25 protein-coding genes and 2 pseudogenes are annotated in these 26,739 nt (G+C 71.8%); 13 read left to right on the forward strand and 14 right to left on the reverse strand.

The features are described 5' to 3' along the window. Window positions 1-59 precede the first annotated feature (59 nt). Complete coding sequence (locus ACIQHQ_RS27655) at window positions 60-1,199, reverse strand: aminoglycoside phosphotransferase family protein (RefSeq protein WP_402616484.1); 1,140 nt, start codon at window positions 1,197-1,199, stop codon at window positions 60-62. Window positions 1,200-1,433: 234 nt separating this feature from the next. Between ACIQHQ_RS27655 and ACIQHQ_RS27660 the strand changes: the two genes are divergently transcribed. Then, on the forward strand, window positions 1,434-2,927 hold the full coding sequence (locus tag ACIQHQ_RS27660) for a hypothetical protein (RefSeq protein WP_402616487.1): 1,494 nt from the start codon (window positions 1,434-1,436) through the stop codon (window positions 2,925-2,927). A 5-nt stretch (window positions 2,928-2,932) separates the two neighbouring features. Here the strand turns inward: ACIQHQ_RS27660 and ACIQHQ_RS27665 are convergent, their stop codons facing one another. The 3 genes from ACIQHQ_RS27665 to ACIQHQ_RS27675 form a co-directional block, all read right to left on the reverse strand. After that, complete coding sequence (locus ACIQHQ_RS27665) at window positions 2,933-4,342, reverse strand: PP2C family protein-serine/threonine phosphatase (RefSeq protein ID WP_402616490.1); 1,410 nt, start codon at window positions 4,340-4,342, stop codon at window positions 2,933-2,935. 331 nt (window positions 4,343-4,673) lie between these two features. Further along, window positions 4,674-5,768: a chemotaxis protein gene (locus tag ACIQHQ_RS27670; RefSeq protein ID WP_402616493.1), complete on the reverse strand. Its 1,095-nt coding sequence runs from the start codon at window positions 5,766-5,768 to the stop codon at window positions 4,674-4,676. Window positions 5,769-5,818: 50 nt separating this feature from the next. Beyond that, on the reverse strand, window positions 5,819-7,390 hold the full coding sequence (locus tag ACIQHQ_RS27675; protein WP_402616495.1) for an alpha/beta fold hydrolase: 1,572 nt from the start codon (window positions 7,388-7,390) through the stop codon (window positions 5,819-5,821). A 282-nt stretch (window positions 7,391-7,672) separates the two neighbouring features. On the opposite strand from ACIQHQ_RS27675, the gene ACIQHQ_RS27680 reads away from it, so the two are divergent. Continuing rightward, window positions 7,673-8,338 (forward strand): chaplin, encoded by a 666-nt coding sequence (locus ACIQHQ_RS27680; RefSeq protein ID WP_402616498.1) that lies wholly within the window; start codon window positions 7,673-7,675, stop codon window positions 8,336-8,338. Window positions 8,339-8,407: 69 nt separating this feature from the next. Here ACIQHQ_RS27680 and ACIQHQ_RS27685 read toward each other — a convergent pair whose 3' ends face one another. Both ACIQHQ_RS27685 and ACIQHQ_RS27690 read right to left on the reverse strand, forming a co-directional pair. Continuing rightward, window positions 8,408-9,142, reverse strand: a complete 735-nt coding sequence (locus ACIQHQ_RS27685; RefSeq protein ID WP_402616501.1) for a class I SAM-dependent methyltransferase — start codon at window positions 9,140-9,142, stop codon at window positions 8,408-8,410. 501 nt (window positions 9,143-9,643) lie between these two features. Next, window positions 9,644-10,129: a nucleoside deaminase gene (locus tag ACIQHQ_RS27690; RefSeq protein WP_402616503.1), complete on the reverse strand. Its 486-nt coding sequence runs from the start codon at window positions 10,127-10,129 to the stop codon at window positions 9,644-9,646. Window positions 10,130-10,367: 238 nt separating this feature from the next. On the opposite strand from ACIQHQ_RS27690, the gene ACIQHQ_RS27695 reads away from it, so the two are divergent. Then, on the forward strand, window positions 10,368-11,144 hold the full coding sequence (locus ACIQHQ_RS27695) for a GNAT family N-acetyltransferase (RefSeq protein ID WP_402616506.1): 777 nt from the start codon (window positions 10,368-10,370) through the stop codon (window positions 11,142-11,144). Between the two features lie 170 nt (window positions 11,145-11,314). On the opposite strand, the gene ACIQHQ_RS27700 is transcribed toward ACIQHQ_RS27695, so the two are convergent. Further along, window positions 11,315-11,755: an SPW repeat protein gene (locus ACIQHQ_RS27700; RefSeq protein ID WP_402616509.1), complete on the reverse strand. Its 441-nt coding sequence runs from the start codon at window positions 11,753-11,755 to the stop codon at window positions 11,315-11,317. A 246-nt stretch (window positions 11,756-12,001) separates the two neighbouring features. Between ACIQHQ_RS27700 and ACIQHQ_RS27705 the strand changes: the two genes are divergently transcribed. Next, complete coding sequence (locus ACIQHQ_RS27705; RefSeq protein ID WP_352118768.1) at window positions 12,002-12,175, forward strand: hypothetical protein; 174 nt, start codon at window positions 12,002-12,004, stop codon at window positions 12,173-12,175. A 317-nt stretch (window positions 12,176-12,492) separates the two neighbouring features. On the opposite strand, the gene ACIQHQ_RS27710 is transcribed toward ACIQHQ_RS27705, so the two are convergent. After that, complete coding sequence (locus ACIQHQ_RS27710; protein WP_402616513.1) at window positions 12,493-13,542, reverse strand: acyl-CoA dehydrogenase family protein; 1,050 nt, start codon at window positions 13,540-13,542, stop codon at window positions 12,493-12,495. A 90-nt stretch (window positions 13,543-13,632) separates the two neighbouring features. Then, window positions 13,633-14,094 (reverse strand): annotated as a pseudogene (locus tag ACIQHQ_RS27715) (ABC transporter substrate-binding protein); the annotation flags it as partial. Here ACIQHQ_RS27715 and ACIQHQ_RS27720 point away from each other — a divergent pair. The 6 genes from ACIQHQ_RS27720 to ACIQHQ_RS27745 all read left to right on the forward strand — a co-directional run bounded on the left by ACIQHQ_RS27720 (window position 14,018) and on the right by ACIQHQ_RS27745 (window position 19,776). After that, window positions 14,018-14,278, forward strand: a complete 261-nt coding sequence (locus ACIQHQ_RS27720; protein WP_402616793.1) for a hypothetical protein — start codon at window positions 14,018-14,020, stop codon at window positions 14,276-14,278. The pseudogene ACIQHQ_RS27715 and the gene ACIQHQ_RS27720 sit on opposite strands and share 77 nt — an antisense overlap. A 241-nt stretch (window positions 14,279-14,519) precedes the next feature. Further along, on the forward strand, window positions 14,520-15,410 hold the full coding sequence (locus ACIQHQ_RS27725) for a glycoside hydrolase family 19 protein (protein ID WP_402616516.1): 891 nt from the start codon (window positions 14,520-14,522) through the stop codon (window positions 15,408-15,410). A gap of 72 nt (window positions 15,411-15,482) precedes the next feature. Continuing rightward, entirely contained in the window at window positions 15,483-16,856 is a 1,374-nt protein-coding gene (locus ACIQHQ_RS27730; protein ID WP_402616787.1) for a PI-PLC domain-containing protein, read from the forward strand. 42 nt (window positions 16,857-16,898) lie between these two features. Further along, window positions 16,899-17,807: an oxidoreductase gene (locus ACIQHQ_RS27735; RefSeq protein WP_402616519.1), complete on the forward strand. Its 909-nt coding sequence runs from the start codon at window positions 16,899-16,901 to the stop codon at window positions 17,805-17,807. 450 nt (window positions 17,808-18,257) lie between these two features. Further along, a complete protein-coding gene (locus tag ACIQHQ_RS27740) occupies window positions 18,258-18,650 on the forward strand; it encodes a VOC family protein (RefSeq protein WP_402616522.1) in 393 nt (130 codons plus the stop codon). 46 nt (window positions 18,651-18,696) lie between these two features. Then, entirely contained in the window at window positions 18,697-19,776 is a 1,080-nt protein-coding gene (locus tag ACIQHQ_RS27745) for an adenosine deaminase (protein WP_402616525.1), read from the forward strand. Here the strand turns inward: ACIQHQ_RS27745 and ACIQHQ_RS27750 are convergent. The 3 genes from ACIQHQ_RS27750 to ACIQHQ_RS27760 all read right to left on the reverse strand — a co-directional run bounded on the left by ACIQHQ_RS27750 (window position 19,758) and on the right by ACIQHQ_RS27760 (window position 21,661). Continuing rightward, complete coding sequence (locus ACIQHQ_RS27750; RefSeq protein ID WP_402616528.1) at window positions 19,758-20,273, reverse strand: DUF664 domain-containing protein; 516 nt, start codon at window positions 20,271-20,273, stop codon at window positions 19,758-19,760. The genes ACIQHQ_RS27745 and ACIQHQ_RS27750 overlap by 19 nt on opposite strands. A gap of 27 nt (window positions 20,274-20,300) precedes the next feature. Then, entirely contained in the window at window positions 20,301-20,537 is a 237-nt protein-coding gene (locus tag ACIQHQ_RS27755) for a hypothetical protein (RefSeq protein ID WP_402616530.1), read from the reverse strand. A 206-nt stretch (window positions 20,538-20,743) separates the two neighbouring features. Then, window positions 20,744-21,661, reverse strand: a complete 918-nt coding sequence (locus ACIQHQ_RS27760) for a LysR substrate-binding domain-containing protein (RefSeq protein WP_402616533.1) — start codon at window positions 21,659-21,661, stop codon at window positions 20,744-20,746. Between the two features lie 117 nt (window positions 21,662-21,778). On the opposite strand from ACIQHQ_RS27760, the gene mgrA reads away from it, so the two are divergent. After that, window positions 21,779-22,771, forward strand: a complete 993-nt coding sequence (mgrA, locus tag ACIQHQ_RS27765; RefSeq protein ID WP_402616535.1) for an L-glyceraldehyde 3-phosphate reductase — start codon at window positions 21,779-21,781, stop codon at window positions 22,769-22,771. 66 nt (window positions 22,772-22,837) lie between these two features. Here mgrA and ACIQHQ_RS27770 read toward each other — a convergent pair whose 3' ends face one another. Together ACIQHQ_RS27770 and ACIQHQ_RS27775 are read right to left on the reverse strand one after the other, a co-directional pair. After that, entirely contained in the window at window positions 22,838-23,125 is a 288-nt protein-coding gene (locus tag ACIQHQ_RS27770; RefSeq protein ID WP_402616537.1) for a DUF1905 domain-containing protein, read from the reverse strand. Between the two features lie 32 nt (window positions 23,126-23,157). Beyond that, a pseudogene (locus ACIQHQ_RS27775) lies at window positions 23,158-23,588 on the reverse strand (nuclear transport factor 2 family protein). A gap of 333 nt (window positions 23,589-23,921) precedes the next feature. Between ACIQHQ_RS27775 and ACIQHQ_RS27780 the strand changes: the two are divergent. Together ACIQHQ_RS27780 and ACIQHQ_RS27785 are read left to right on the forward strand one after the other, a co-directional pair. Further along, window positions 23,922-24,332, forward strand: a complete 411-nt coding sequence (locus ACIQHQ_RS27780) for a hypothetical protein (RefSeq protein ID WP_402616540.1) — start codon at window positions 23,922-23,924, stop codon at window positions 24,330-24,332. A gap of 59 nt (window positions 24,333-24,391) precedes the next feature. Further along, complete coding sequence (locus ACIQHQ_RS27785) at window positions 24,392-26,731, forward strand: FHA domain-containing protein (protein WP_402616543.1); 2,340 nt, start codon at window positions 24,392-24,394, stop codon at window positions 26,729-26,731. The last annotated feature ends 8 nt before the right edge of the window (window positions 26,732-26,739 follow it).

Raw genomic sequence — 26,739 nt, forward strand, 5'->3', positions numbered from 1 at the left:
ACGCACACGAAAGGGCCGCTGTACACCTGGGCAGGTGGACAGCGGCCCTTTCGTCCCCGTCAGCGAGTGCCGACCGCCGCGCGCACGGCGCGCCGGGCCAACTGGCAGTCGTCGTGCAGCCGCCGCAGCAGCAGCCTCTGCTCCTCGCCGGACGGCGCAGCACCCGGGTGGGCCGTGCCCGGTGCCGCCGGGGTCGGGTCGTGCATCGAACGCTGCACGGCCATCTCGTAGGTATGGATCTCACGCGTCAGCACCAGCATCAGGTTCACCAGGAAGGCGTCCCTGGACGCCGGCCCCGCCGACTGGGCGATCTGGCTGATCTGCCGACGAGCGACCGGTGCGTCCCCGAGCACCGACCACAGCGTCGCCAGGTCGTAGCCCGGCAGGTACCAGCCCGCGTGCTCCCAGTCCACCAGCACTGGACCGGCCGGTGACAGGAGGATGTTCGACAGCAGTGCGTCGCCGTGGCAGAACTGGCCCATGCCCTGCCGCCCGCTCGCCTGCGCGATGCCGTGCAGCAGTTTCTGCAGGTCACCCAGGTCACGGTCGGTGAGCAGGCCGAGCTCGTGGTACCGGGAGATCCGGGCCGCGTAGTCGAGCGGGGCGTCGAACGTGCCCGCCGGGGGCCGCCAGGCGTTGAGCCGGCAGATCGCGCCGAGGGCCGCTCTGATGTCCGCCCGGGGCGGCGCCTCCGCCGGGTGCCGCTGGAGTGCAGCCACCCGGCCCGGCATTCGTTCGATCACCAGGGTGCAGTTGTCCGGGTCCGCCGCGATCAGCCTCGGCGCCCGCACGGGAGGGCGGTGCCGGACGAACGAGCGGTACGCCGCTATCTCGTGGCGGATCCGCTCGGACCAGGCGGGGGAGTGGTCCAGTAAACACTTGGCGACGGCCGTGCTGCGGCCGGTCGTGCCGACCAGGAGCACGGACCGTCCGTTGCGGCGCAGGACCTGCACCGGTGCGAACTCCGGGCAGATGCGGTGCACGGACGCGATCGCCGTGCGCAGCTGCGCGCCCTGGGGGCCGGACAAGTCGAGTCTCCCGCTGAGCGGTTGCGTGCCGGTGACCGCGCCGCGCCGAACCCTGCCCGCACCGAGCACGGGGGCCGCCGGCCGCGCGGGGGCGAGGTAGGGGCCGCTGTCCGTGGGACGGGGGTGCAGCGGCCGGGGCGGTGCGGACACGGAGGACGATGCTGCGTACATGGGCGAAACAGATCCCTTCGTGTGCCTGCGACGACAGCGCACCACCCGGCCCGGAAGCCCGGGAGGACCCTGGGGAGTGCCCCTGCGGCGACCGGGTCGGGGTGGCGCGTTCCTACCTGACACCGGATGGCCGGTGGCACACCATCTGGCGCACCCTGGCGAACCCTGGCGAATAGTCGCCCGGCAAGTCTCCCCGGGCTACTGTCAACTCAGCCGAGAACCTGGGGGCTTGACGTGAGCGGACAACCCAACACCCGGCTCGCGGACCTGTTCGGCCTGGCCGGCTGGTCCAAGGGCGAACTCGCGAGGCTGGTCAACCGGCAGGCGGCGGCCATGGGCCATCCCCAGCTGTCGACCGACACCTCCCGGGTGCGGCGTTGGATCGACACGGGAGAGATCCCGCGCGATCCGGTTCCGCGGGTGCTGGCGGCTCTGTTCACCGAGCGTCTCGGCCGTGTCGTGACCATCGAGGACCTCGGTCTGGTCCGGCACGGGCGTGCGGGGAAACGGCAGGGCGGCGGGAGCGCCGATGCTCCCGACGGTGTGCCGTGGGCGCCCGAGCGGACCGCCGCGGTCCTCACCGAATTCACGGGAATGGACCTCATGCTCAACCGACGCGGCTTGGTGGGCGCGGGCGCCGCGCTCGCCGCGGGATCCGCACTCAGCAGCGCCATGTACGACTGGCTGCACACCGACCCTTCCCTGGCTGTCGACGCCCCCGACCTCGACCACCCCCTGCACGCCGACCCCGCCGGGTTCGACCGTTACGAGGCCGCCCCCATCGGGTCGCAGGAGATCGAGGAACTGGAGCGCTCGGTCGAGGTGTTCCGCGCCTGGGACGCGGCCCGCGGCGGCGGGCTCCAGCGCAAGGCCGTGGTGGGCCAGCTCAACGAGGTGGGCGGCATGCTCGCCTACCGTCACCCACCCCACCTCCAGCGGCGCCTGTGGGGCGTCGCCGCCAACCTCGCCGTCCTCGCGGGCTGGATGTCGCACGACGTCGGCCTGGAGCCCACGGCCCAGAAGTACTTCGTCATCGCCGCGCACGCGGCCCGAGAGGGCGGGGACCGGCCCCGCGCGGGTGAGGCACTGTCCCGTGCGGCCCGCCAGATGGTGCACCTGGGCCGGCCCGACGACGCCCTGGACCTGATGAAGCTCGCCACGTCCGGTTCCGGTGACGAAGTGCTGCCCCGCACCCGGGCGATGCTCTACACCATCGAGGCCTGGGCACAGGCCTCCATGGGCAAGGGACAGGCCATGCGCCGCACGCTCGGGCGGGCGGAGGACCTGTTCGTCTCCGACAAGGCCGACGTGCCACCGCCGGCCTGGATGCAGACCTTCAAGGAGGAGGACCTGTACGGCATGCAGGCCCTGGCCTATCGCACGCTCGCCGAGTTCGAGCCGGGTGCGGCCGCGCATGCCCAGCACTACGCGGAGAAGGCCCTCGCCCTGCGGGTCGACGGACGGCAGCGGTCGAAGATCTTCGACTACCTGTCGATGGCGTCGGCCTGCTTCATCGCCGACGACCCCGAACAGGCGGACCGGTACGCGCGGCTGGCCCTGGTGTCGATGGGATCCAACTCCTCTCACCGCACGTGGGACCGGCTGCGCCAGATGTACCGGCTCACCGCCGAGTACTCCGGTTCCCCGAAGATCCAGGAGCTGCGGGAGGAGATCAAGCTCGCCCTGCCGAAGACGAAGGGCAGGGGCGGCGCCCACGCACAGGCCTGAGCTTCCTAAGCCGTGACTCTGGCGACGAGCACACAGGCGTTGTCGTCACGCCCGCTCTCGCCGAACTCCTGGACCACGGTGCGTACGCAGTCCTCCGCCGTGGAGTTTCCGGGCAGGCGCGGTGCCAGGCCGAGGAGGAGGTTCGCGGCCGCCGATCCCGTGTGCCCGGGCACGAGCCCGTCCGTGTGCAGGAGCAGCAGGTCGCCCACCTCGAGTGTCTCTTCGGCCTGCCCGTAGACGGCGCCCGTGGTGGCGCCGAGCAGGACGCCGTCCGGTGCACCCAGCACGCGCCCCGTCCCGCCGCGGAACAGCAGCGGGGCGGGGTGCCCGGCCTGCGCCCACACCAGCGTGCGGGTGGCGGGCCGGTAGTGGCAGCAGACGGCGCTGCCCAGCGCGGGTTGCACCGTGGCGTCGAGTAACTGGTTCAGCCAGGCCATCAACTGCCCCGGCCGGGCACCGGCCATCGCCATACCGCGTACGGCACCGAGCAGCATGGTCATGTTCGACGTGACAGCGACACCCTGGCCGGTGAGGTCGCCGACGCTGAGCAGCGTTTCGCCGTCGGTCAGTTCGAGTGCGTCGTACCAGTCGCCGCCGATGAGCGTGTTCGTGGACGCCGGCAGGTGACGGGCCGCGAGGTCGAGGGTCCGCGGCCCCCGGTGCGGGAGCCGCAGGGAACCGCGCCACGGCGGCAGCACGGCCTCGTGCAACCCGATCGCGAGCCGGTGTTCACTGTGCGCCCCCTCCTGCCGGTGGCGGAGCGAATCGCGGGTTTCTCTCACCGCCCGCTGGCTGCGGCGCAGTTCGCTGACGTCGCGCAGCACGGCCCACATCGAGGCGGTGCTGCCGTCGGTGTCGAGCACCGGTTCGCCCATCATGTGCACCGTCCGTACGCCGCCGCCCCGGCGGGCGACGCGGAACTCGCCGTCGATGGGCCGGGCGTCGACGAGACAGTCGGTGACCATCGCCGTCAGCTTCGGCCGGTCCTCGTCGAGCACCAGGGACGGCAGCTCGTCGAGGGTGAGCGGGGGAGAGGCCGGGTCGCGGCCCAGGATCTCGTAGAGCTCACCGGACCAACTGGCCTCGTCCGTCAGCAGGTTCCACTCGGCGCTGCCGACGCGGCTGAGCAACGAACCCTGCGCGGGGACACGGGGCGCGGGCGCGGCCGCCGCGGGCAGGGGGCCGTCGCGCAGCTGCGCCAAGTGCTCGTCGAGGTCGTTGAGCTGGTGCAGGGCCAGGTCGTACAGGGCGCGCTGCCAGCGTTCGCGAGGGTGGTCCGTTCCTTCCCCCGCAAAGTCGCGGCGCACCGCGTCCACGTCGCCCTTGAGTCGCCGTGTCTGCGAAATGAGCGCGTCGACCGAGCCGCGTCCGGGCGGCTGGGCGGCTGGACGGTCCGCGGAGAGGTGGGACGGCATGACGCACTCCGATGCGGGGACGGTACGACCAAGGCGGACGGAGGGACCGTTACGACTGTTGCACAGCCCGCGACGCCCTGTAAGGGATTCGGCGACACCCGATACGGTGGTGCTTCCGGCATATGCCACAGTCTCACGGAGTTACTCCGAGGTAGCCGCGGAGCGCGCCACCCGGAGGTCCAATTCGTAGACTACACAGGGTATTTGACACTCCGTCGGGACAGTGGTGCGAGGTTGCTTCGGGAGTTCGACGGCCCTGTGTTCGAACCTCGGGTGAGCGGTAACCCCATGACCCGTCGGACGTCTCACGGGGAGTCCGGCCGTGCTCCCGTCAGTACCGCAGCACCCCGGCCATGCCGTCCGCCTCGCTGAGCGTGCCGTCCGGTACGAAGCGGACCTCGGCGCCGGTCTCCAGGCACTGCTCGACGATCTCGTCCACGATGTCCTCGCGTGCGTCGAGGTCGCCGCTCTCGGCGAGGATCAGATGGTCGCCGGCGTCGCGCACCGTCACCCGGTAGTTCTCCTCGACGGCCAGCAGCCGGATGCGGCCGTCCCGGGCGCTCTGCCACAGCTCGTCGACGCCGGCGGCGAACTCCCGTCGCCCGCGTGCCGTTTCGAGGGCACGGGTCACGGCATCGGTGCTCCTGCGGGCCTCCGTCTCGACCACCGGGCGCAAGGCCTGCCACACGGCGTCGGGGGTGCCGTGCGCGAGTCCTCCGTGCGGGACGTGCACCGCGCCGCGGGCGGTCGTACCGACCTCGTCCAGCAGGGACAGGGCGGCCGGTTCGCCGGTGACGTACAGCTGCCTGGGATGCGCGCGCAGCACGGCGTTCATCGCGGTGTCGGCCTCACGCAGGAACTGGCGGGTGCGCTCCTCGCGGAACGCGCTCGGCATGTCGCCGATCCGCTGCTGCCGCTCCGGGTCGAAGTTCTCCACGCCCCGGGTCAGCGGGAAGCCGCCGACGCGGGCCTCGGCGACCCGGTCGACTCCGCCGTTCCACAGGGTGGCGCGGTCCGCTGCGAGGGACAAAACCCAGAACGGCCGCCCGGCTGTCTGGGCGGAGACGAGATTGCGGGTGAGGAAGGTGTCCGAGAGCACCACGCGCTCGGGCACGGACCTGGCCAGCGACCACACCTGGTGCTCGCCCGGAGCGGCGAAGATCGCCAGGCCGTCCTCGGCGTGCGTGAGGTCGACCTCGGACAGGGCCCGGTCGAGGTGCCCGGCGACCTCGGCGCGTCGCTCCCGGGTGACCGCCGGGTCGGCCTCCAGCTGCCTCTTGGCCTCGGCCACCACATTGCGCAGCCTGACCTGGTCCTGGGTGTTGTAGGGATCGCGCCGATGTGTCGGCGTCAGCACGGAGACCGCGGGGTAGGGGCGCGGGCGCCGCAGCTCGGCAAGGGTCGCGGGACTCAGAACGCTCTCCATGACAGAACGATAGAGCGAATTCGGCACGGGGGCATTTGGGGTAATCGATCTCATTCGTCATCGCGGTCGGAGCCGCAGGAGCTGCCGTCCGGCGGCAGCGTTCCGTACAGCAGAAACGCGTCGACCTTGCCGTGCACGCACTTGGAGGACCCGTAGCCGGTGTGACCCTCGCCCCGGTTGTCGAGCACCACGGCCGACGATCCGAGCCGCTCGGCCGTCTCCACCGTCCAGCGGTACGGCGTGGCCGGGTCGCCGCGGGTGCCCACGAGCAGCATCCTCGGCGTGTCGACGTCCTTGACGTCGTCGCGGATGTAGTCGGTGCCCTTGGGGCGGCCATAGCACATCAGCACCTGGGTCAGGCGGTACCGGCCGAAGACCGGTGACGCCTGTTCGTAGCGGGCGCGCAGCCGGCCCAGGTCCTTCGTGACCTGCGCCGCGGTGGGGCGGTCGGGATCGTCCGCGCAGTTGACCGCCATCAGCGCCGCCGGCAGGTTGTCGAGGGGCACGTCCGCCGGGTCGGTGAGTCCGGCGTGCGGGGCGCGCCGCAGCGGGAGGGTGAAGCCTCCGGACAGGAACGTCTCCAGACCACGCGTGTCACCGTCCTCCAGCAGCTCGCCGATGGCCCGCTGCAGCGAGGGCCACAGCTCCCTGCTGTAGAGGCCCTGCCCCAGGGCGCCCGCGAAGTCCTGGCCGGAGAAGGTCTCGCCGAAGTCGGTCGGCACCGGGTCCTTGTCGAGCGACTCGACCACCTGGACGACGTGGTCCCGGGCCTCGCGCGGATTCCGTCCGAACGGGCAGGCGATGTCCTCGGTGCACCAGGTGAGGAAGTTCTCCAGTGCGGTCTGCTGTCCCTGCGCGCTCACCACGCCCTGGTCCGCGAGGGATTCGGTCAGCGTGTCGACGCCGTCCAGCACCATCCTGCCGACCTTCTCGGGGTACTGGGCCGCGTACACCGCGCCGAGCCGGCTGCCGTAGGAGAAGCCCAGGTAGTTGAGCCGGTCGTCGCCGAGCGCGTCGCGCATGACGTCCAGGTCGCGGGCGGCGTTGACCGTGCCGATGTGGGGCAGGACCGGGCCCGAGTGCTCGGTGCACTCGGCCGCCGCCGCGCGCAGCTCTTCGAGCACGGCCTGGGCGTCGGTCGCGTCGGCGTTGCCGTCCGTCGCCGCCAGGGCGTTGTCCGAGGCGTTCCCGCAGCTGACCGGCGAGGAACGGCCGACGCCGCGAGGGTCGAAGGAGACGACGTCGTAGCCGTTGGTCAGGCCCATGAAGTCCTTGCCGCCCATGGCGAGTTGGGCCACGCCCTGGCCGCCCGGGCCGCCGAAGTTCAGCAGGACCGAGCCCCGGGACTTGCCGGTGGCGCGGTAGCGCGCGACGGCGAGATCCAGGGTGCCCTTGCCGGGCTCGGCGTAGTCGAGCGGGACGGTGACCTTCCCGCACTGGAGGTCCTTCGGCATGTCCATGCCCTTGCATTTCGACCAGGTGACCTTCTGGTCGTAGAAGCGCGTCAGTCCGGGCGGGGGGCCGTCGGCGGCCGGGAGAGCTGTGCCCAGCAGGGCGAGCCCGGCCGTGCCGGTGACCGCGCAGCGCCGTATCGAGGGGCGCGTGGACAGCTTGGCCAGCATCGATGCCTCCTGGGGCGCGGGACGCTCCGCGGCGGACCGGGAAACGGTGCCACCGCTCACCATAAGCGGGCCCCGGAAGCCGCGCCTCCGGGCGGGCGGGGCGGAACGGTGTGCCGTGCCCCGCCCGGCTCGGCACCCGCATACGAAGGGCTTTACCGCTAGTTCGACAACCGGGCCGCTCGATGGAGTGAAAGGCCGATAAGCCATAACTCGGATCGGCCGCCCCGCGTTCTGTCTTGTGCGGGTGAGTGCCCGCGACGATGTCTGGAAGGCAGGGGTCCCATGAGACGGGTTACCCGAAACGGAGTGATCGCCGTCGCCGCCGCCTCGGGCGCGATGGCCATGACGGTCCCGGCGTACGCCGGGACCGGTGCGGACGGCGCGACGGCCGGTTCGCCCGGGGTGGTCTCCGGCAACACCGTCCAGCTGCCATTGCACGTCCCGGTGAACGTGTGCGGCAACACCGTGAACGTGGTGGGGCTCCTGAACCCCGCCGCGGGCAACAGCTGCGCGAACGAGCACGACGAACGCGGTGGCCCGCCGGGCCGTACCGGCGGCGCGGTCGCCCAGGGCAGCGGAATGCATTCACCCGGAGTGATCTCCGGCAACGGCGTGGAGCTTCCGGTCGACCTCCCGGTCAATGTCACGGGCAACGCGGTGAACGTGGTCGGCATCGGCAACCCGTCGACCGGCGACGAGTCCTCGAACGCGCCCGGAGAGGAGCACCCCGTCCGCCCCCGGCACCCGTCGAAGCCGGCCCCGAGACCGATCGCTCCACCCCGGCCGGACCCGGCCCCGGAACCGGACCCCCGTACTGTTCCGCACGCCAGGGGCGCAATGGCCCACACGGGCACGGACCACACCCTCCAGGCCGTCGCGGCGAGCACGGCGCTGGTCGCCGGGGGAGTGGTGCTGCGCCGCAGGTTCCGCCCGGGTCCGGAAGACTGAGACGTCGGCCGTGTCCGGGTGCCGAAGGCCCCGTCGCTCGTGCCGGCCGCGGGGCTGGTCGAAGCCCGGCTACACCGCCTCCGCCACGCCCGTGAGCAGCACCGTCCCCGAGTCCCCGTAGTCCGGCAGGGTCGGGTCCACGTCGATGTGGGTCACGTCCAAGACGCGGGTCAGGGGTGTGAAGACCTCCGTGACGGTCGCCGGGTTCACCGGGCAGCCGGGCCAGCGGGAGGCCGGGCCGATGCGGTAGGTCGGCATGTTCTCCATGAACGCGGCGACCAGGTAGCCGCCCGGGCGGGCCGTGCGGACGAAGGTGTGGCAGAAGTCGGCGAACTCGGCGAAGTCCTCCGTCACGCTCTCGGCGACGAAGTGCATGGAGGCGAGGTCGTACGCACCCGGCGGCAGGGCCCGGACGTCGGCGTGGACGATGTGCACCGGCGCCAGCGCGCCCGCCAACGTCGCGGGCACCTCGGGATTGAGCCGTCGGCACAGCTCGTGGAAGGGCAGCCAGCTCGCGTCGAGACGGTGGCAGATCTGGTCCTCGAGGTAGGCGACATTGCTCGCCCCGGCCTCCACGGCGTCGATCCTGCGGCACACGGCGGACGCCAGCATGAGCGGGTACAGGTTGGGGCCCGCTCCGAACTCCACCGAACGGGCGATCCCGCCGGGCGGCAGGTTCCGGTAGAACGCGGAGTGGTGCGCGATGACCGCCGCGTCCGACGCATGGACCTCTCGGTAGTTCTCCGCGAGGTAGTCGGCGACCGGCCAGCGGTCCCAGTCCACGTCGTCGTTGTGCGTCGTCATGGCCGTCCAGCCCTTCAGTCGCAGCGGGACATGCTCGGACAGCCGGTCCGGGGTCCCGTTCAGGTGGTCGATGCCGTCGTCCGAGCCGAGGGCGGTGAGCTGGACGCCGACACCCCGCCGGTCACGCGGGGCCGGCGGGGAGGTGGCAGGGCGTCACGTAGACGCCCTCCAGGCCCCGCCCCCTGGTGGGCGGGCCGATCGATGCGCGTGCGTGCCGATCGGGACGGCGGCGGCGCCGACCAGCCCCCTCACGGCCCACATCACGGGAACCATCACAGGGACCTCATGTACACGATCGTGACGACCGCGACCAAGCGGAGGCAAGCGGCCATCAGCCGCCGGGCCGGCAGCAAGGACATGCTCCGGTCCCCCTTACGGAGACCGGGGCGTTCGCCGGGTCATGCACTGGTCCAGTCCGATCGTAGGTTCGCCCGAGCTGCCCTGCATCTCGGGCGGATGGCCGTCGGCCGCCGCCGCTTCTGAGCCGGGGCGATCCGCGCCTCAGGCGCGTCCTCGGTGGAACCCGACGTGCAACTCCCGTACGTGATCGATCAGTTCGGGGACCGGCCCGTCCACGACTACACCGGGTGCGACCTCGTGCACGTCGAGTGTCCGCACCGGCGGTGCTGGTACTCCCAACTCCACCAGCCATGCGCTCAGTTGCTCGGACGAGGCGATATAGACGATGCGTCCGAGGCCGACCCAGGCGTGCGCGGCCGCACACATCGGGCAGTGCTCACCGGAGGTGTAGACCGTGGCGGCCGCCCGCTCCTGCGGGGTGAGATGCGCAGCCGACCAGCGCGCCAGCTCGAACTCGGGGTGCCGGGTCCGGTCGCCCGAGGCGACCCGGTTGTGGCCCTCCCAGAGGACGGCGCCGTCCCCACCCACCAGGACCGAGCCGAACGGCTCGTCCCCGGCCTCCAGCGCCTCCGCCGCGAGTTCCACGCAGCGGCGCAGATGCGGCAGTTCCGTGTCCTTCACGACCATGGGACCGGCCTTTCCCGTGACGGGGTGAATACCAGGACCCTATGGCGCCGGTGCGCAGGCGGAAAGAACGAGGCCGCGGGGCGGAAGGCAACAGGGGCCGCGGGACACAAGGGCGCGGGGGCCGCGGGACACAAGGGCGCGGGGGCCGCGGGACACAAGGGCGCGGGGGCCGCGGGACAGGGGGCCGCTGGGCCGAAAACGCTTTGCCATCCGGTCCGGCGGCTGCTGAAGTCTGCCCATGGATCATGCTGAGCTGCTCGCCCTGTTCGACCGTGACCTGCGTGAGGGAGCGCGGCCGGACGGCCCGGACGCCCGTGTCGAGCGGACCGGCGGCGTCGTCCGCCAGGTCGCCTCGGCCCGGGGCTGGAACGGTGTCGTGTGGTCCGACCTCGACGAGGCCGGAGCGGACGCGGCGATCGCCGGGCAGATCGGCCACTACACGGAGCTCGGTCTGGACTTCGAGTGGAAACTCTACGGGCACGACCGGCCGGCGGACCTCGGGCGACGGCTGCTGGCGGCCGGATTCACGCCCGGGCCCGAGGAGACGCTGATGATCGGCGAGACCGGCGATCTGACCCTCGGCACCCAACCGCCCGAGGGAGTGCGCGTCGAGCCGGTCACCGGCCCGGAGGGCGTCGATCTCGTGGCCCATGTTCACGAGAAGGCATTCGGCACGGACAGTTCCTGGCTGCGCCACCAACTCCTCGCCCGCCTCTCGTCCGACCCGGACACCGTCGTCGCCGTCGTGGCGATGGCCGGGGACGAGCCGGTCAGCGCGGCCCGGATGGAACTCGTGCCCGGCACGGCCTTCGCCGGGCTGTGGGGCGGCGGCACCGTCGAGGGCTGGCGCGGTCGCGGCATCTACCGCACCCTGGTCGCCCACCGCGCCCACGCCGCCGCGCGCCGCGGCTACCGCTACCTCCAGGTCGACGCCTCCAGCCAGAGCCGGCCGATCCTGCAACGACTCGGCTTCGTGGCGCTGACGACCACGACGCCGTACATGTACACGTCCTAGCCGAGCCCGGGGGCGCGGATGGCCGGCCGCCGTCGGTGCGCGCAAGCGCACCGACGAAGGGTCCGGCGCGGCGACGCCGACGCGGCGGATCGACGCGGGTGAGCCGCTCGTCCGCGTGGACGGGCCGGTCCGGAGCGCGGACCGGCCATCAGGTTCCCGTGCGGCGGGAGCTATGGCCTGCTCGAGGCCTTCGCCGCCGTTCCGGCGCACACCAGCCCCAGGATCACGGCCAGCGCACCGATGATGATGTTGTTCCACACGACACCGGCGTCCGGGCTCTCGCCGACGATCCACGGCGAGACGATCATCCACACCCCGAGGGCGCACATGGCCCAGCTCAGGCCGTACATGCGCTCCGGAGCGCGAGTGAACCCGAGCGCCAGCAGGCCGATCGCGATGCCCATGATCAGGTTGTGGGCCACGAGCGAGGGCTGACTGGCCGTGTAGTGGACTATCCACGGTGAGGCGGCGCAGTACAGACCGAGCAGGAACACCGGCCCGTCCACGAGCGCCACATCGCGGCCACCGAGCACGCGGGCATACCGATCCCGCATCTCGGAGGCATCAGGGTGGCCGGTCATGTCACCTCTGCTGGGCGAGACGTTGGTCATGACTCGTCTCCTTCATGGTGCAGGGCGACCGCGTCTGGTGGGGAGTGCGGTAAGCGCCGTGTACACACCAGTCTGCTCTTATTCATCCCTTATGTGTAGAGGTCGTCGTGCCGTTATAGAGGCCGCCCGGAGCCCGGTGTGCCCGGTGGTACATGTCCGGGCGGATCGGGGGCAACCGGATGTGTACGACAGCGACCGATCAGACGTCGCCCGGCGGGCGGCGCGGGACAGGGGAGGGCAGCGGACGTGACTGCGGCCATCAGCGCGAAGGTGTTGGAACGGTTCCCGGCGGGGTCCCCGCGAGGATCGTGGCCCGCGGAGGAGTATGCGGCGCGCTGCCGCGCCGAGGGCGAGCCCGCCACTGTCGTGATGGACCTGGAGTCGGACGCCTTCCTCGTCGTCGTTCCATCGGACGACTGAGTTCCGGCACCCTCCGCACCCAGCGCGCTCCTTCGGTCGTTCCGAACCGTGGGGGCGCGCGGCCTTTTCCGGAATGCAGCTCCTGATTCTCACCACGGTGACGACGTCGAGCGGTAGCCGTCCGCCGGCCTGCCGCAGGAAGGTGACGGCCATCCGGTCATCCGCCCCTGGAGGAGGCGTACTGGTTCGGCGAGGGTTGTTCGTCATCAACGGCGACTGGCCTCCGAGTCCTCGCTCTGCGAAGACGTCATCGGAGCGGATTTCTGCGGCGAGGTTCCGGCCAGGCCGTGCCAGGTGCCGGCCCTGCCCCGGGCCGGCTAGCCGGACGCCAGCGCCCCGAGGTGCGTCCGGCGGGCCTCGGCCGTCTGACCCTGCACCAGCAGGAACATCCCCTCGCGAGCCAGCCGCTGGGCCCGGCTGCCCAGATCCATGGAGCGGCCGCCCCCGGCCACGATCGCCGCGGTCGTGGCCGTGCGCAGGAGGTCGTACGCCCGGGTCCTCACGGCCAGCCGCTCCGGGACGCAGTCGGGCCCGGCGGGCCGGTCGGCGAGGGCGTAAGCCTCCCGGCGGAGTCGGTCGAGCCGGGCTCGCAGCGTTGCGGCCGTCTCCTCACCCCCCGGGCTCTGTGCTACCAGGTCCAGCGCCGAGCGGGCCACCCCGAACACCGCCGGACTGGCGTTCGCGGCCCGGGGCAGGTCGACCGCCGCGAACTCCTCCTGCGACGCGCGCAGCACGACGGCCTCCGCCGGCACCCGCAGGCCGGTCAGTTCCAGGGACACCGTGCGGGCGGCGGTCAGGGCCGCGAGCCGCATCGGCGCCGAGGGGATCAGTCCCGGCTGCTCCCGGGCCTCGGCGAACACGAACACCACCTCGGCCGTGTCGGTCACCCCGGCCAGCAGCATCACGTCGTTCAGACCCCAGCCCGTGTACCAGGGCACCCTGCCCTCGAACCGCCAGCCGTCCTCCTCGGGAACGGCTCGCACGGGCACCCGGGGGAAGGCCCGGACATGGGCGAAGGCGATGCCTGCCATCAGCTCGCCGGTCGCCAGCGGGCGCAGCAGCCTCTCCCGGACGGGCGAGTCGTAGGTGGCGAGCAGCTTCACCGGCGTGTGGTGCTGTGTCTGCACGAACCATGTGGAGCAGCACGCCCCGGCCAGGATCTCCGCGGTCTCCCGTGCCACGGCGACGGGCGCGTCCGCCCCGCCGTACCGCTGCGGCGCGACCACCCCGAGCAGTCCCGCCCGCTTCACCGCCTCGACGTGGCTCACGGGCACCTCCTCCTGGTCGACCCGCTCGGCCTGCGGGACGAGGAGATCGCGCGCCAGTCGGTGTGCGCCGGGGACGAGGGGATGGGGTGTGGTCGTCATGGGAGGGATTCTCGCGGTCGGGCGGTGCGGGACCCCTTTCCGGGGGGTGTGTCGTCGGCCGGCCGCAAAGCCGGTGGGCCCCGGGGGGCCTCAGGGACGCGTGTCCAGTTCCGTGAGCACGTCGAAGTCCAGCCCGTCGGCCCGCGCCAGATAGATGCGCTGGCGCACATGAGCGTCCCGCAGGTGCAGCAGTCCGCGCTGGCCCTCGCACGACACCGTGCCCGCCGCCGCCCCGGTCGCCGCGACATCCAGCGTCCAGGCTCTCTTCAGCAGTGCGGCCGGCAGCAGCACGCCCTCGTAGCAGGACTCGCCGAGGCTGCCGAGGGCGGGCGCCTCGACGCCGTAGCGGGCGGCGTACCGCCCGTGGAGGTCGAGGGTGTCGCGATTGGCCGGCGAGGCGAAGAACCCGGCGGTGCTGTAGAGGTCCTCGGTGGCCTCCGGGCCGCTCGCCACCGGCATGTGCTCGTCCATCAGCGTGCTCAGCCGCAGACAGCGCGCGTCCAGGCCGTACGCCGCGAACGCCCGGTTGAAGCGCAGCGCGTCACCGCCCAGGGTCGATCCGTTCGACCGGCGTCGCGTCCTCGCCCATCTCACCCCGCGCGGGCGGGAGTACCGGCAGCGGGTCGACCGCGCGGTCCGCGCCGGCCGGCCCCCGCTCGGCGACGGCGACGACGAGTTGCCGCGGTCCCTGCTGGGCCGGCTGGTGACGACACTGGCGGACTCCGCGCACGTGTGATCCGCCGGACCCCGGCTCCGTGGCGCGCTGACCGGACGTCACCCGGCTCGGGGGCGGCTGGTCTGCACCTGACTGGTCTACACCCTTGACTGGTACAGACCAAAGCGGTTGAGTGTGGCTCCACAGCCCCCCACCACGGCCGCCCCCACGCCGTGACCGGACCACCGGTGCGTGCGGTCAAGGGTCTGCTTCACCCTGCCTTCGTCGGGGTGCGGCCGTGCTCCACGAAGGAGTTGAACCCGTGTCGAGACACCGCATCGCCGCAGTCCTGGCCGCCCTCGCCCTCGCCGGCACCGCGCCGGTGCTCCTGCCCGCCTCGAACGCCTCGGCCGCGGCGTGCTCCAGCTACCCGAACTGGACGGCCGGAAAGGCGTATGCGGCGGGTGACATCGTCCGCTACACCGACGGCAAGGCGTACATCGCCGAGCACGCCAACCCGGGCTACGACCCGGTCATCAGCACCTGGTACTGGGAGCCCTACGCCTGTGACAACGGTCCCGGCACGCCCGACGCGCGCTTCGTGGTGACCGAGGCCCAGTTCAACCAGATGTTCCCGAACCGGAACTCGTTCTACAGCTACAGCGGCCTCACCGCGGCCCTGAGCGCCTACCCCGGCTTCACCGGCACCGGCAGCGACACCGTGAGGAAGCAGGAGGCCGCCGCCTTCCTGGCCAACGTCAGCCACGAGACCGGCGGTCTGGTGCACGTGGTGGAGCAGAACACCGCCAACTACCCGCACTACTGCGACTGGAGCCGGCCCTACGGCTGTCCGGCCGGGCAGGCCGCCTACTACGGGCGTGGCCCGATCCAGCTGAGCTGGAACTTCAACTACAAGGCGGCGGGCGACGCGCTCGGTATCGACCTGCTGGGCAACCCCTGGCTGGTGCAGAACGACTCGGCCGTCGCCTGGAAGACGGCCCTGTGGTACTGGAACACCCAGACCGGCCCCGGCGCCATGACCCCGCACAACGCCATGGTGAACGGCGCCGGGTTCGGCCAGACGATCCGCAGCATCAACGGCTCCCTGGAGTGCGACGGCAAGAACCCGGCGCAGGTGCAGAGTCGTGTGAACAACTACCAGCGGTTCACGCAGATCCTCGGCACGTCACCCGGTGGCAACCTGTACTGCTGACGCCGGGCCCCATGGCGTGGTGTCATGCGGGATGTCATGAACCTGACCGACCGAAGGGCATCCCTCATGCGCCTGCGCACCCCCCACGCCCTGCTCGCCACGACCGCGGCACTGGCCGCCGCGGTCGTGGCCCCCCAGCCCGCTGCCGCCGCCGTCCCGGCTCCGGGCGCGTACTACGTCCAGAGCGTCATGACCGGGCTCAACGCGGCCGACAACGGCGGGGTGGTCGAGCAGCACAGACCCCGGGGCAACGAGGACCGCCAGCAGTGGCACCTGAAGCCGAACGGCCCCACGTACCTGCTGGAGAGCACCGACGCGCCCGGCACCTGCCTCGGCCGCAACGGCGACCAGGCCGCGACCGTCGCCTGCGCCGGCGCCGGCGCCGGCGCCGGCGCCGGGTGGGAGATCAGCCCTCTCGGCGCCGACCGCTACACGCTCAAGGCCCCGGGAACCTCGCGTCACCTGACGGTGGCGCCCAAGCCGTCCGGCGCCACCTACCCCGCCCGGCTCGCCCTCGGCGGATCCGGCGACCTCGCCGCCTGGTACCTCACCCCGGTCACGCCGATCACCGGCCCGATGCCGCCGCAGGACCGGCGCACCCTGGACCAGGTCACCTTCCTCACCACCCACAACGCGTACGCCAATGGCGTCGACGGCGGGTTCGCCCCGCCCTTCGTCAACCTCGTGCCCAACCAGACCCGCGGCATCGAACGCCAACTCGCCGACGGGGTCCGCGGATTCATGCTGGACATCCACCAGACACCCGACGGCGCGATCCTCTGCCACAACAGCTGCACCCTGGTCAGCAGGCCCGTCGCCCTGTGGGTCGACATCCAGCGCGTGGTCGACTTCCTGAAGGCCCACCCCGACCAGTTCGTCACCGTGTTCCTGGAGGACTACGTCGACCCGGCCGTCCTGCGCGCCGAACTCGCCCGCGTCAACGGCCTGGCGGACGTGCTCTACCGGCCCGACCTGGCCGGCGTACGACACAGCGGCTGGCCGACGATGGCGGACCTGACCGCAGCGGGCGACCGGCTGCTGATCTTCACCGACCACAGCCGCTCCGCCGACCAGGCCGCGGGTCTGACCCGGGACAGCTTCGGCGTCATGTACCAGCGCGAGTGGACCGTCGAGAATCACTGGTCGATGGGCTCGGGCGTCGGCACCTCCGACTGGTCCTGCTACAGCCGCTGGTACGGCGCCGACACCAACATCCCGCTGACCCGGACCGAACCCGGTTTCCGCCCGCTGTTCGTCATGAACCACTTCCGCGACGTCCCGCTCAGCGCAACGGCCGGCACGGACAACACCAAAATCGCCGACCGCGCCCAGAGGTTCTGCCAGCCGGCCGCCCGCAAGAAGCCCAACTTCCTCGCCGTGGACCACTACGACCGCGGCAACCCGGCCTCCGCCGTCACCACCCTCAACGCGTACACGTACCCGTAAACCGGTTTCGCCGGCCCGCGCGCCGTGTGTGAGACTCCGCCGATGAGCTCACCAACGATCACCGCGGCTGCCGCGGGGGCCTGGAAACTCGGTGACCTGCCCGTCCACCGGCTCGGCTTCGGCGCGATGCGGCTGACGGGCAGCGCCGCCTTCCACCACGGCACGCCGAGCGATCGCGACCGGTCGATCGCCGTCCTGCGCAAGGCGATCGACCTCGGCGTGAACCACATCGACACGGCGGCCTTCTACTTCTCATCGCTGCGCTCCGCCAACGAGCTCATCAACAGCGCCCTCGCGCCCTACCCCGACGACCTGGTCATCGCCACCAAGGTGGGCCCGTACCGGGGCTACGACGGGGAGTGGGGTGCCTCGGCCCGCCCCGAGGACCTGCGCGGCCACGTGGAGGAGAACCTGCGCCAGCTCGGCCGCGACCACCTCGACGTGGTCAACCTGCGCCGGATGCCCGCGTACGACTCCATCGCCGAGCACTTCGGCGCCCTCGCCGAGCTGCGCCAGGCGGGCCTGATCCGCCACCTCGGCATCTCCAACGTCACCCTCCGGCACCTCGCCGAGGCACAGGCCATCGCCCCCGTGGTCTGCGTCCAGAACCGGTACGCCCTCGACCGCCCCGACCCCGACAGCGACGAACTCCTCCGCGTCTGCGGCGAACAGGGCATCGCCTTCGTGCCGTTCTACGCCGTCGCCGGCGAAGCCGCCGAGCAGGGTGCCACCACCGCCCACGACGAGGACGTCCGCGCCGTGGCCGGGGCCCATGGCGCGAGCCCCGCCCAGATCCGCCTCGCCTGGACCCTGCACCAGGGCCCCCACGTCCTGGCCATACCCGGCACCGGCAATCCCGACCACCTCGCGGAGAACGTGGCGGCGGGAGCGATCCGCCTCACCGGCGAGGAACTGAGCAGGCTCGGCGGACTGCGCCCCGAGGCCGCTTGAACGCACTCCGCACGGCCCGGACACCCTTCGCACGAGAGGGCTGCGCGGCAGCCCGTGCCCCCCGCACCACGCCTGTACCGCGTGCGGCCGCACCCGGAAGAACGCCTACGACGCGTGGTCCCCGCGCGGATCCCGGCCGGTCCTCACACGGAACGCCCCAGGCGCGCCGCCGACGGCATCTCCCCGCACGGGGCAGGTCCGCACACCGTCGACGAGCGCGACGTCCCGGGCGTCACCGAAGGCGGGCCGGGCGCGCCCGCCCTCCCGCAGACCGCGGCCGCTGTGAGGTTGCTCAGCCCCTCGATGCGGGCGAAGGGCATGGGGCCTCCCGAGTGTGATCGCGACTGGGGGTGTACATACGAGGAGATACCGATGGGGCGACGGGCGGTTGGCATCGGAAGGGTTTTACGTATAACCTCTCCGGTCAACCGCCCGCTCCGAGAGGCCCCGATGAGACGCATCGCCCTGGTCACCCTCGTCGTCGACGACTACGACGAGGCGATCCGCTTCTACACCGACGCCCTCGGATTCCGGCTCGCCGAGGACGCGCCCCGGCCCGACGGATCCCGCTGGGTCGTCGTCGAACCCGGTACCCAGGGAGCCGGCACCGGACTGCTGCTGGCCCGCGCCAAGGGGGACGACCAGGCCGCCCGGGTCGGCGACCAGACCGGCGGGCGGGTCGGGTTCTTCCTGCACACCGACGACTTCGCCCGCGACCACGCCCGGATGACCGCCGCCGGCGTGACCTTCCTGGAGGAGCCGCGACACGAGCCGTACGGCAGTGTCGCCGTCTTCCAGGACCTGTACGGCAACCGCTGGGACCTGCTCCAGCCCGCCGGCTGACCCCTTCCCGCCGCTTCGAACCACCCGCCCGAGGAAAGACCCCGCCATGACTGCTACGCGCGTAGACGCCGACCTGATCCGCCGCCTGCCCAAGGCCGTGCTGCACGACCACCTCGACGGCGGCCTGCGCCCCGCCACCGTGGTGGAGCTGGCGGAAGCGGTCGGTCACACCCTGCCCACCACCGACCCGGACGAGCTCGCCGCCTGGTACTACGAGGCCGCCAACTCCGGTGACCTGGTGCGCTACATAGCCACCTTCGAGCACACCCTCGCCGTGATGCAGACCCGCGAGGGCCTGCTGCGCACCGCCGAGGAGTACGTGCTCGACCTGGCCGCCGACGGTGTGGTCTACGGCGAGGTGCGCTACGCCCCCGAGCTGAACACCAACGGCGAGCTGACCATGGCCGAGGTCGTGGAGACGGTCCAGGAGGGCCTCGCGGCGGGCATGGCGAAGGCGGCTGCCGCGGGCACGCCGGTGCGGGTCGGCACCCTGCTGTGCGGGATGCGGATGTTCGACCGGGTGCGAGAGGCCGCCGACCTGGCCGTGGCGTTCCGGGACGCCGGTGTCGTCGGCTTCGACATCGCAGGCGCCGAGGACGGCTTCCCGCCCGCCGACCACCTCGCCGCCTTCGAGCACCTGCGCCGCGAGAACGTGCCCTTCACCATCCACGCCGGGGAGGCGCACGGCCTGCCCAGCATTCACCAGGCCCTCCAGGTGTGCGGCGCCCAGCGCATCGGACACGGAGTGCGGATCACCGACGACATCCCCGACCTCGCGGCGGGCAAGCTCGGCCGGCTCGCGAGCTGGGTGCGCGACCGGCGCATCGCGCTGGAGATGTGCCCGACGTCCAACCTCCAGACGGGCGCCGCCACCTCGATCGCCGAACACCCGATCACCGCGCTCAAGGACCTCGGCTTCCGCGTCACCCTCAACACCGACAACCGGCTGGTATCGGGCACCACGATGACCCGCGAGATGACCCTGCTGGTCGAGGAGGCGGGCTGGACCGTAGAGGATCTGCGCACGGTCACCGTCAACGCTCTCAAGAGCGCGTTCCTCCCGTTCGACGAGCGGAACGCACTCATCGGGGACGTGGTCCTGCCCGGCTACGCCGCCGCGCTCTGAAGCAGCCCGCGGAGGTAGGCGGCCTGTCCGACGTGCTGGAGGTCGTCGGACAGGACGCTGACCAGCCGGACGCCCAGGGTGACCGGCGGGTCCCAGCGCTCGTCGACCACGCGCTCCAGGTCCTTGGCGGAGAGGCCCCGCAGGGCGTCCAGGCTCTGCTCGTGCACGGCGTCGTAGTAGCCGGTCAGCAGTTCGCCCGAGTCGACCCGGACCTTGGCTACCTTGGCGGGACTGTGGCCGTAGCCCGTGTCGCGCCGGGGCAGGTCGAGGCCGAAGCGCTTCTCCCAGTCCTGGGACAGCCACACCTGGTCGTGGCCGAAGGCGTCGGACAGGTGGTCGTCCTGGACGCGGGTGAGGTGCCAGACCAGCCAGGCGATGGAGTTGGTGTCGGGGGCGGGCCGGGCGCTCAGCTCGTCGGGCCCGAGCCCCTCGACGGTGGCGTGGACTTCTTCGCGGATGCGGTTGTAGCCGTCGATGAGGATGTCCTTCGCATGCATAGCTCCACCATCGCGCATCACCGAGGATCACGCGTCGGGAATCCAGCTCCCGTGGAAGCCCGGCGGCACCCGTCCGGGCAGATGGATACGGGCCACCGGCTCCCCGGTGATCGCACCGGCGCGCACGTCGCACCGCGTGTGGACGGCGAGCGGACCCGCGGGAGAGCCCCGGAAGCCGTATGTGCCGACGGTGTTCGGCTCGTCACCGAGTTCGTACGGCAGCGGCCCGCTCTCCTGGAGAGCTCCTCGGCCACCGGCTCGCATACCTCTTCGGGGAGGGGGAGACGGCCCGGTCCCGCGGGAGCCGGCGTGGCCGGAGCGGCTGCGGCGCCGCCGCCGGCCGGCGCGCCCGCCGTCGTGATCGCCGCCGCGCCGCGCAGCACGTTGCGTCGTGTGAGATCCGTGGCCCTCCTCCTGACCGCCGTCGGCATGCGGAACGGTCACGAGTCCGCTGTGCGGGACGGATCGGGTCAGGAGGGGGCGACACCCGCCTGGGGTGGTGCCGGACACCCTGTCTCCAGCAGGGCCATCAGCGCCCGGGCCGCAGGACTGGTCGCCTGCTCGGGCGGCAGCAGGGCGACCGTCTCGTAGACGGCGTCCCCGGTGCCCTTCACCGGCAGCGCGGTCAGCGAGGCACGCTTGTGCCGGAAGTGGCGTGGCACCACGGCGATGCCCAGGTCCTCGTCCACGAGGTCGAGGAGGCTGTGCACGTCGTTGACCTCCAGGGCGACGCCGCGGCGGACGCCCGCCGCGGCGAAGGCCGCGTCGGTGGTGCGCCGGGGCCCCCAGTCGGGGTGGAAGTCCACGAAGACCTCACCGCCGAGATCCTCCGGTGTGACCGCGACCCCGGCCGCGGCGAGCCGGTGGCTCGGATGACACAGCACGGTCATCGGCTCGCTCGTGAGCGGTACGGCCCGTAGCTGGTCGGTGTCCTCCCGGGCGGTGCGCACGGCGAACGCCATGTCCAGACGTCCGGCCGCGACCTCCTCCGCGAGAGCCCACGAGCCCGCCTGCCGCAGACAGATCTCCACGTCCGGGTGGCGCCGCCGGAACGCCGCCAGCAACCCCGCCACGTCCACCCCGGCGATGCACTGCTCGGACCCGAGCGCGAGCATCCCGCGCAGCACGCCCTGCACCGCCGCCACCGCCTCGTGGGCCGAGCGGACCTGCGCGAGGATCCGCTCCGCCTCGCCGAGCAGCGCCCGCCCGGCCGGGGTCAGCGTCACCCGGCGGGTCGTCCGCACGAACAGCGGTGTCTGCAGCTCCCGCTCCAGCGCCCGGATGGAGGCCGACAGGCCCGACTGGGACACCAGGAGGCGTTCCGCCGCGCGGGTGAAGTGCTGGTCCTCGGCGACCGCGACGAAGTGCTGCAGGTGGCGCAGTTCCATGACTGAGAAGCGTAGCCGCTGAATCTCATCGGATTCTTCTGTTGGACGCATGGGAGCAGGTCACGCCAGAGTGGACACCGGTTTCATCCCGACCGCGCCAACCCCTCTGGAGTCGCGTTGTACACCGCACACCCCGACCGCTACGCGGACATGCCCTACCGGCGCACCGGACGCAGCGGTCTGAAGCTGCCCGCGCTCTCGCTCGGCCTGTGGCACAACTTCGGCCCGGACCGGCCCGTCGAGACGCAGCGCGCCATCCTGCGCCGCGCCTTCGACCTCGGCGTCACCCACTTCGACCTCGCCAACAACTACGGCCCGCCGCCCGGCGCCGCCGAGTCCGCGCTGGGCGAGTACCTGAAGACGGACTTCGCGCCGTACCGCGACGAGCTGGTGATCTCCACCAAGGCCGGGTATCTGATGTGGCCCGGCCCGTACGGCGAGTGGGGCTCGCGCAAGTACGTGCTGTCCTCACTGGACCAGAGCCTGAAGCGGATGGGCCTGGACTACGTCGACATCTTCTACTCGCACCGCCCCGACCCCGACACCCCGCTCGAGGAGACGATGGGGGCCCTGCACTCGGCGGTGCAGCAGGGCAAGGCGCTGTACGTCGGTGTCTCCAACTACTCCGCGGAGCAGACCCGCGAGGCCGCCCGCATCCTGGGCGAGCTGGGCACCCCGCTCCTCATCCACCAGCCGCGCTACTCGATGCTGGACCGGCGCCCCGAGGACGAGGGCCTGCTCGACGCCCTCGACGAGCTCCAGGTCGGCTCCATCGTGTTCTCCCCGCTGGAGCAGGGCATGCTCTCCGCCCGCTACCTCGACGGCATCCCCGAGGACTCCCGGGCGGCGAGCGACAGCCCCTTCCTGAACTCGGACGCGCTCACCGGGGACCTGGTGGACCGGCTGCGCGATCTGAACGACATCGCGCAGTCCCGCGGCCAGACGCTGGCCCAGATGGCCCTGGCCTGGGTGCTGCGCGGCGGCCGGGTCACCTCCGCGCTGGTCGGCGCGAGCAGTGCGCGGCAGATCGAGGACAGCGTCGGAGCCATCCGCAACCTGGACTTCGACGGGGACGAACTGGCCCGGATCGACGCCATCGTCAAGCAGTAGCGGGTCTGCCTGCCCGGAGACGGCCGCCTCCCGGGGTGCGGCGGGGCGCCTCCCGGGGCGCGGCGGCTAGGAACGGATGCGTTCCCGGAGGCGCACGGTCACCGTGTCGCCCTCCTCCTTGCCGATGGCCTTGCGCACGTCCGCCTTCACGGGGAGCTTGTGCGTGCCGTCCCCCAGCGCCATGAACGCGCTGCGGAACGGGTGACCGTCGATCGTCCCGCGGACCTTGACCAGACCGCGGGTGCCGAAGAACTCGACGGATTTAGGCCAGACCAGATAGGTCCAGCCACCCTCGGCGGGGCTTTTGCGTAGAACGGCGGTGAACTCCGCGTCCAGTTCTCCCGTGGTGGCCATGACGTCCTCCGGTGCTCGGCGGTCTCTTTCCCCTACAGACCGCCGGACACCGGGGAACTCATCGCCCACACCGGCCTCACCGCCCCGACGGGGACCCGGTCCGGCAAGCCGAGCGCGGCCCCGGATCCGGCCCCGCCCGTCCAAGGTGATCACATCCGACCCGGCGACCGGCGCCGAGCCTTCGGTCACGCTCACCAGCTCCCATGAGAAGCGGGCGGTGTCGTGAGACCCGTCGAGACCGCCGGCGAGCCGGAACACGAACCGCGGGAACCGCTCCTGGACCGCCGCGCTCACCACGGCGGTGCACTCATGACCGCTGACGTCGGCCAGAGGGTCGGTGTAGGTGCCGTCCCCGGCCCAGGGGCGGCCGGTGGCCTTGGCGCGCGCCGCCGGGTCCCGGGCGTCCCAGGCCTCCAAGCAGCGGGCGACGGGCGTCCTCGTGGCGGTGGGCGGTCGCGGACAACGGTGATCGGCCTCCAACAAGGTCGTATCCGCTGGTCAGGGCCCGGGGTCCGCTCCGGCCGAACCGGGTACGACCACCTTGTCCGCGCCTGCCGGGAGCGTCGTTCACCTCCTGTGTCACGGGCCGTCGCCACCGCTCGCCGGATTTCGGCCACGCAAGTGCGCATATGCCAGGAGAGTGGCCGGAAAGTCATGGTGACAGTGATTCAGTAGTGAACATACTGACCTGCGAGAGCGTTTCACATCGAGCGACGGCGCCCTCACGCACAGCACGCGAGCCGCACAAGAAGCGAGGCCGGACCGGCGGACGGGCAGGGCAACGGGGGAGGGTCACGTGCACGACGAGTTTCTGTGCCACGTCACGGCGTACGGAGTCTGCGACGGCCGCCGTATCGGAGTGCCCCTCGGTACCTATCGGGCGCCCACCCTCGCCCTCGCCCTGTGGTGGCTGCGCGACCGCGCCTCCTGGATCGCCCAGCGACTCGACCCCCGGCCCGACGCCGAGCACTTACCCCCGGGCGCGCTCGTGCCGGTCGCCCCCACCGTGCCCGACGTGCCCATGCTGCTGCGAGCCTGGTGCGCCGATCCCGCCCAGCAGGAGCGGGTCGCCGAGGAACTGGCGGCCGGACGGCTGGTGCGGATCGCCACCAGCGACGACACCACGGAGTACGAACTGCTCGCCGAGTCCGTGGACGCCCTGCGGATCCAGCGCACCGCTCCCTTCGTCGGCATCTCCGTCGCCTGACCCGCCGCCGGTCCCACTCGCCCAGGCGCACATCAGGGCAAATCGGTAGAATCTTGACCATGGCGCAACCCTCGGTAGCACCAGAGCTCGTCCTGGAGACGGAGACGGGCACCACCGTGATGATCCCGGGCCGTGACTACCACGTGGGGCGCGATCCGCTGTGCGACATCGTCATCGACGACGACCGGGTCTCCTGGCATCACGCCGTGCTGCGGCCCGAGGACGGTCACTGGATCATCGAGGACGAGGACAGCACCAACGGCACCTACGCGGACGGCCGGCGCATCCACGAGTGGGATGTCGGACCCGGCAGCGTCATCCGCTTCGGCAGTCCGGCGGACGGGCCGCGCATGACCCTCATGGGCCGCCCCGCACCCGCCGCGCCCACTCCACAGCGCCCCTCCGCCGTCTCCATGCCGGCCCACACCGGCACCTACCGGCAGCCCACAACGGTACGGCCGCTGCCCTCCCGCACCGTCCGCATCGGCCGCGCCACCGACAACGACCTGGTCATCGACGACCTCGTGGTCTCGCGCCGGCACGCCGAACTGCGCGCCCTCGCCGATGGAACCTACGAGATCACCGACCTGGGCAGCCACAACGGCACGTACCTCAACGGCAGCCCCGTCACCACCGCCCCGGTCCGCCCGGGCGACATCGTCGGCATCGGTCACTCGGCGTTCTGCCTCGTCGGCGACCAACTCCAGGAGTACGTCGACAGCGGCGAGGTCTCCCTCGACGTGCAGGACCTCGCCGTCACCGTCGACCGCGGCCGCAAGACGCTCCTCGACCACGTGTCGTTCCCGGTGGGGGAGAAGTGCCTGCTCGCCGTCGTCGGCCCGAGCGGCGCCGGCAAGTCCACCCTCCTCAACGCCCTCACCGGTCAGCGCCCCGCGAACCACGGCACCGTCCTCTACGACGGCCGTGACCTCTACCGCGACTACGCCGAGCTGCGCCAGCGCATCGGCCTGGTTCCGCAGGACGACATCCTGCACGCGCAACTCACCGTCCGCAAAGCCCTCTCCTACGCCGCCGAACTGCGCTTCCCGCAGGACACTGCCAAGGCCGAGCGGCGCGCCCGGGTCGACGAGGTCATTCGCGAACTGGGCCTGGAGCAGCGCGCGGACCAGCCCGTGCACAGCCTCTCCGGCGGCCAGCGCAAGCGTGTCAGCGTGGCCCTGGAACTGCTGACGAAGCCGTCGCTGCTGTTCCTCGACGAGCCGACCTCCGGCCTCGACCCCGGCATGGACCGCTCCGTGATGCACATGCTGCGCGGCCTCGCCGACGACGGCCGGACCGTCATCGTCGTCACCCACAGCGTGCTCAGTCTGGACGTGTGCGACCGGCTCCTCGTACTGGCACCCGGCGGGAAGATCGCCTACTACGGGCCGCCCGAGGACGCCCTGTCGTTCTTCGGCTTCGAGGAGTGGCCGGAGGCCTTCGAGGCCTTCGAACGCGACAGGGACCGGGACTGGGCGGGGGACTACCTCGCCTCGCCCTTCCACGGCCGGTACGTCGCCGACGCCTCCGCGCAGCCCCAGCAGCCCCGCTCCGGGCCCGTCGTCATCACCGCCCCGCCCCGGCCGCGCAGCCGGGGTGCGCAACTCGGCACGCTGGTGCGCCGGTACGCGGCCGCGCTGAGCGCCGACCGCACCTTCCTGATCATCATGATCGCCCTGCCGTTCGTGATGGGCGCGATGGCCCGAGCCCTGGCGGGCGGCAAGCTGACGCTCGACACGGCGATGAACGCGCTGCTCATCCTGTGCGTCGGGGCGGTGCTCACCGGGGCGGCCAACGCCGTGCGCGAACTCGTCAAGGAACGCGTGATCTACCAGCGGGAGCGGGCGGTGGGTCTGTCCAGATCGGCGTACCTGATGTCCAAGGTCATCGTCCTGGGTGTCATCACCGTGCTCCAGGCGGTGGTGCTGACCCTGGTCGCCCTGTTCGGCGTGGACCTCAACGCACCGGGCGGTGAAGGCGTCCTGATGCCGCCCCTGGTGGAGATCACGGTCGCCGTCGCCCTGCTCGCGTTCACGGCGATGATGCTCGGCCTGCTCATCTCCTCGCTGGTGCGCAAGGAAGAGGTGACGATGCCGCTGCTCGTGCTCATCGCCATCGTCCAGGTCGTCTTCTGCGGAGCCCTGCTGAAGCTGGCCGACACCCCCGGACTGGAGCAGCTGGGCTGGCTGGTTCCGGCACGCTGGGCGCTGGCGGCGATGGCCGGGACCGTCGGGCTGGCCCGGATCGTGCCCGACGACCTGACGAAGGACCCGCTCTTCGAGCACTCGGCGGGCACCTGGTTGCTGGACGTGGGGATGCTGGTATTGCTGTCGGTGCTCTTCGGGTTCCTCGTGTCCCGGATGCTGCGCCGGCACGAACCGGCCGTCATGCGGAAGTAGGGAGCGCC

The organism is Streptomyces sp. NPDC092370 (assembly GCF_044755265.1).
In the GTDB taxonomy this organism is placed as follows: Bacteria; Actinomycetota; Actinomycetes; order Streptomycetales; family Streptomycetaceae; genus Streptomyces.

What these genes read in the sequence shown, in the direction of transcription:
- ACIQHQ_RS27740 (WP_402616522.1), top strand. Translation starts at nt 18,258, where the DNA reads ATGAGACGCATCGCCCTGGTCACCCTCGTCGTCGACGACTACGACGAG.
- ACIQHQ_RS27700 (WP_402616509.1), bottom strand. Translation starts at nt 11,755, where the DNA reads ATGACCAACGTCTCGCCCAGCAGAGGTGACATGACCGGCCACCCTGAT.
- ACIQHQ_RS27685 (WP_402616501.1), bottom strand. Translation starts at nt 9,142, where the DNA reads ATGACGACGCACAACGACGACGTGGACTGGGACCGCTGGCCGGTCGCC.
- ACIQHQ_RS27745 (WP_402616525.1), top strand. Translation starts at nt 18,697, where the DNA reads ATGACTGCTACGCGCGTAGACGCCGACCTGATCCGCCGCCTGCCCAAG.
- ACIQHQ_RS27750 (WP_402616528.1), bottom strand. Translation starts at nt 20,273, where the DNA reads ATGCATGCGAAGGACATCCTCATCGACGGCTACAACCGCATCCGCGAA.
- ACIQHQ_RS27690 (WP_402616503.1), bottom strand. Translation starts at nt 10,129, where the DNA reads ATGGTCGTGAAGGACACGGAACTGCCGCATCTGCGCCGCTGCGTGGAA.
- ACIQHQ_RS27760 (WP_402616533.1), bottom strand. Translation starts at nt 21,661, where the DNA reads ATGGAACTGCGCCACCTGCAGCACTTCGTCGCGGTCGCCGAGGACCAG.
- ACIQHQ_RS27770 (WP_402616537.1), bottom strand. Translation starts at nt 23,125, where the DNA reads ATGGCCACCACGGGAGAACTGGACGCGGAGTTCACCGCCGTTCTACGC.
- ACIQHQ_RS27665 (WP_402616490.1), bottom strand. Translation starts at nt 4,342, where the DNA reads ATGCCGTCCCACCTCTCCGCGGACCGTCCAGCCGCCCAGCCGCCCGGA.
- ACIQHQ_RS27695 (WP_402616506.1), top strand. Translation starts at nt 10,368, where the DNA reads ATGGATCATGCTGAGCTGCTCGCCCTGTTCGACCGTGACCTGCGTGAG.
- ACIQHQ_RS27675 (WP_402616495.1), bottom strand. Translation starts at nt 7,390, where the DNA reads ATGCTGGCCAAGCTGTCCACGCGCCCCTCGATACGGCGCTGCGCGGTC.
- ACIQHQ_RS27710 (WP_402616513.1), bottom strand. Translation starts at nt 13,542, where the DNA reads ATGACGACCACACCCCATCCCCTCGTCCCCGGCGCACACCGACTGGCG.
- ACIQHQ_RS27680 (WP_402616498.1), top strand. Translation starts at nt 7,673, where the DNA reads ATGAGACGGGTTACCCGAAACGGAGTGATCGCCGTCGCCGCCGCCTCG.
- ACIQHQ_RS27670 (WP_402616493.1), bottom strand. Translation starts at nt 5,768, where the DNA reads ATGGAGAGCGTTCTGAGTCCCGCGACCCTTGCCGAGCTGCGGCGCCCG.
- ACIQHQ_RS27755 (WP_402616530.1), bottom strand. Translation starts at nt 20,537, where the DNA reads ATGCGAGCCGGTGGCCGAGGAGCTCTCCAGGAGAGCGGGCCGCTGCCG.
- ACIQHQ_RS27655 (WP_402616484.1), bottom strand. Translation starts at nt 1,199, where the DNA reads ATGTACGCAGCATCGTCCTCCGTGTCCGCACCGCCCCGGCCGCTGCAC.
- ACIQHQ_RS27735 (WP_402616519.1), top strand. Translation starts at nt 16,899, where the DNA reads ATGAGCTCACCAACGATCACCGCGGCTGCCGCGGGGGCCTGGAAACTC.
- ACIQHQ_RS27785 (WP_402616543.1), top strand. Translation starts at nt 24,392, where the DNA reads ATGGCGCAACCCTCGGTAGCACCAGAGCTCGTCCTGGAGACGGAGACG.